1 protein-coding gene and 3 pseudogenes are annotated in these 4012 nt (G+C 59.7%); 2 read left to right on the plus strand and 2 right to left on the minus strand.

The window, feature by feature from the left end; genetic code table 11:
- Nucleotides 1–756 precede the first annotated feature (756 nt).
- Both NKH97_RS33055 and NKH97_RS33060 read left to right on the plus strand, forming a co-directional pair.
- Complete coding sequence (locus NKH97_RS33055; RefSeq protein ID WP_352799937.1) at nt 757–972, plus strand: helix-turn-helix domain-containing protein; 216 nt, start codon at nt 757–759, stop codon at nt 970–972.
- A 26-nt stretch (nt 973–998) separates the two neighbouring features.
- Nucleotides 999–1379 (plus strand): annotated as a pseudogene (locus NKH97_RS33060) (transposase); the annotation flags it as partial.
- Nucleotides 1380–1911: 532 nt separating this feature from the next.
- Here NKH97_RS33060 and NKH97_RS33065 read toward each other — a convergent pair.
- Both NKH97_RS33065 and NKH97_RS33070 read right to left on the minus strand, forming a co-directional pair.
- Nucleotides 1912–3009: pseudogene (locus NKH97_RS33065) on the minus strand (IS3 family transposase).
- A 92-nt stretch (nt 3010–3101) separates the two neighbouring features.
- Nucleotides 3102–3940 (minus strand): annotated as a pseudogene (locus NKH97_RS33070) (IS3 family transposase); the annotation flags it as partial.
- Between the last annotated feature and the right edge of the window lie 72 nt (nt 3941–4012).

Below are 4012 nucleotides of genomic sequence, written 5' to 3' on the forward strand. Positions count from 1 at the left end.
GACGCTGGGCTATCTGAGCCCCGTGGAGTTCGAGGAACAAGCTATGTTAGCTTAACCTCGTGTCCGAAAAACCGGCAGCAGGCCACAGCAGGCAGACGAGGCTTTTGAGCGCGCGGAAGAGCAGCACATCAAACGCCTGCGCTACCAAGCGCTGCTCGCAGAACGGCAATACAATGGGTTGACCCAGACAATCGCCTGATAGCGGCCGAGTTGGAGCGCCGTTGGGAGGGGGCTTTGCGTGAGCTTCGTCAAGCGGAGGATGCATTTGAGCGCCGCCGCGCGATGCAAAGTCAATCTGATGATCTGACGCGCCGGTTCACAACTTCCCGAATTTTGGCAGAGACCTGACATAGAGTGGGGACGCAAGAAAGCCTTACTACGCAGCCTGATCGACAAAGTGATCCTGCAACCGGTGGTCCGAGATCGGATTACGATCCGCATCGTTTGGCGAGGCGGTGAAGTTACCGAACGCGAGGTCGAGCCGAGGGTGCATGCCTTGAGCGCCCTGTCTCGCGGCGCCGAGATGGAGGTCCGGCTGCTCGAACTGGCCCATCAAGGGGACGACGACGCGGCGATAGCGGCCAAACTGACTAAGGAAGGCTTCCGCTCACCGCGCCGCAGCTACGTTCCTGTGCGCACAGTCCAGATCGTCCGACAACGCCATCGCGTATTGAGGCAGTCTACCAGCCCGCTCTCACCACATTCCCGGGTGGCTAACGGTGGGATGGCGAATGGGCCGAGCGCGGCGAAGTCACGTTGACCGAAGCCGCCAGGATGCTCAATCTGGGCCCCGCGACGGTCCTTCGTCAGATTCGCGCCGGCATCATCCCTGCCGAGCAATATTGCAAAGGCGCACCTTGGGTCATCAAACGACGGAATATCGAAGATTCGCATCTGATCGAACACGCTGGCCCACGTCTCAACGGGCCGTCATCATCAAATCCGGAGCAAAGGACCTTTGTCTTTCAGTAACGTAGCGAGATGGGCATTATGACGTGGGACCAGGACCCATCACCGCGCTCGCCTTTCGTGCCACGATCGATCAGCCGGACCGCTTTCGTCGCTCGAGGGATGTCGGCGCGCATCTGGGTCTGACCCCGGCACGTTACCAATCTGGCGAAACGGACATTCAGGGCAAGGTGAGCCGATGCGGTGACGAACTCGCCCGCACAGCCCTCTATGAGGCGGCTCATTCGCTGCTCGTGCTGAGCAAGAAATGGTCGAGCCTCAGAGCGTGGGGCATGAACGTCGCCAAACGGCGCGGTATGGCTCGAGCCCGAGTTGCTGTTGCCCGCAAGCTCGCTGTCATTCTGCATCGCATGTGGAATGATGCAACAGAATTCCGCTTCGGCAAGGCACCCGGCCGCGTATCGGCATGAAATGGGGATAACGGACCAACGAAGGAAAAGTTGATTTCGCCCGAAAGGGCCTGATCCGGATCGTTCCCGTGGGACGATGGGCAAGGTGATCTCGTTAGCAGGCACGATCCTGGGCGAACTCTCCCAAGGTCGTTCAACAGATTGAGACGCCTCGCTCTACTGACCCCATCATGCGGCGGCCTAACGTCGACCGCGAAGAGAAGCGAGTGACCCGCGGGGCGACATGGTCCGGAAAAATATCAGGAGGAGCTTGACCTCAACGACCCCAATCAGAGAAGCCTGCTAGAGAAATGGCGGCCTTCCTGTGGGCTATCGGTCAGGAAGTGCAACCAGCTCACCACGCTTAAATGCAAGGCCCCGATGATCTGGAAACCATCCGTGATTGCTGGGGCAGCTCCTTCCACTAGCCTGCCTCCCGCATGGAGCCTGACCTGAGACCCTTGTTCCCTCCAGTTCAATGGAGAGTCCGGAGTTTCATTGACGTGCTCCCCGATTTTGGACCGCCCGGCGGGGAAATTTCCCAGGGTATTCCTCACGACGGACCGGATGCGCCGGAGGCATTTATGAGTGATATCGGCGGTTTGTTGCCGATGGCACTGTGAGGCCGAACCTCGTTGTAGTCCACACGCCATTCCTCCATTTTCTGGCGGGCGTCGTCAAGCGTCAGGAACCAGTGCTGGTTCAGGCATTCGGCCCGGAACTTGCCGTTGAACGACTCGATGTAGGCGTTGTCCGTGGGCTTGCCGGGTCGGGAGAAGTCCAGCGTCACATCCTTCTGATAGGCCCACAGATCGAGATCGCGGGAGATGAACTCGCTGCCATTGTCCACCCTGATCATCTTGGGATAACCCACCTCGAGGCAGACCCGGTCAAGGGTTTGCACAACATCTTCGCCCCGGTAGCTGAACCGTGGGTCGGTTGCGGGCGCGTAGCGGGAATGTGTATCGAGGATGGTCAGGATGCGCAGCTTCCGGCCGGTGGCCAACTGGTCATGCACAAAGTCCATCGGCCAAACGTGGTTGGAGTGTGTGGCATCGGTTCTATCCTCCCGCAGCTTGGCCTTTACCCGTCGCTTCGGCGTCTTGTTGCGCAGTTGAAGCCCTAACTCGTTGTAAAGCCGTCGAGTTCGCTTCATGTTGATTGGCCATCCTTCGCGCAAAAGCAGGACATGCACCCGCCGATAGCCATAGCGAACCCGCGTCTCGCAGATCTGCTTGATCCGATGCTTGAGATCGGCCTGCTCGCCGCGCCTGGGCTTGTAGGTGTAGAGGGACCGGTCGATCCGCAAAACTTCACATGCTTTGCGAACCGACGCTTTCCAGGTCTCTCGTACCTGGTCCACAAGCTGGCGCCGGCGGGCACGCCTCAGAGCTTTTTTTGCAGACGTCCTGCAGCATGGCCTTATCCAGGCTGAGGTCCGCGACAAGCCGTTTGAGCTTGGCGTTCTCCTCCTCGAGCTGACGCAGCCGCTTCACCTCGGACGGCATCAAACCGGCGTAGCGCTTGGGCCAATTGTAGAAAGCCGCCTCGGATATCCCAGCTTTGCGGCAGACCTCGCCGATCGCCGTCCGTCTTCCGCCTGCTTCAGCACAAACGCAATCTGCGCCTCTGAAAACTTCGATGCCTTCATCGGATTCTCCATCTCCCGGTCGAGGGATCTTAAATGGAAAATCCCAGCCCAAAACGGTCCGAATTACTGGGAGCACGTCATCATTTCTGGCCTCATGCGGCCTGTTTTTCCAGAGCCATTTTGATGGCGAATTCGATGGGCGTGATGTTGCCCAAGGCTGAGTGTGGTCTGTTCTGGTTGTAGTCCTCCTTCCATAGATCGATTGCTGCCCGTGCTTGCGTGAGAGTGGAGAACAACGTTTCGTTCAAGCATTCGTCGCGAAATCGGCCTTTGAAACTCTCCACAAAGCCGTTCTGCATCGGCTTGCCGGGCGCGATGTAGTGCCATTCGACGCCGCCTTCCTGGCACCATTTGAGGATCGCCATCGACGTTAGCTCGGTGCCATTGTCCGAGACGATCGTGCGAGGCCTGCCGCGGCGGGCGAGGATGGCATCCAGCTCCCGAGCGACGCGGGCGCCCGACAGCGATGTATCCGCGACCAGCGCCAGGCACTCGCGCGTGAAGTCGTCGACGACGGCCAGAACCCGGAACCGGCGTCCGTCCGTGAATGCATCGCTTACGAAGTCCAGGCTCCAGCGCTCATTCGTCCGGCCCGGCGCAATCATCGGCCGTCTTGTTCCCAAGGCCCGTTTGCGGCCGCCACGTTTGCGGACCTGGAGCTTCTCCTCCCGGTAAAGCCGCCGCAGTTTCTTCTGGTTCATCACGATCCCTTGCCGTTCAAGCATGATGTGGATGCGCCGGTAGCCAAAGCGGCGGCGCTCGGCAGCCACCGTCTCATCGCGGCTCGAACGGCGGCATCGTCCGACCGGATGCTTGTGTAGCGAACGCTTGAGCGATCGACGAAAAGAGCCTTGCACGCCCGACGCTGGCTCACCCCATGCCGATCGCAGGCGTGGGCCACAGCGCATCGCTTGGCATCGGGCGTCACCATTAATGGGATGGTCCGCCTCGTCCTCCTGCCGCATCATGAGGCTGTCAAGTCGAAGGAGGTTGCAATGCCACA

The organism is Mesorhizobium sp. M0870 (genome assembly GCF_040319775.1).
Lineage (GTDB): Bacteria > Pseudomonadota > Alphaproteobacteria > Rhizobiales > Rhizobiaceae > Mesorhizobium.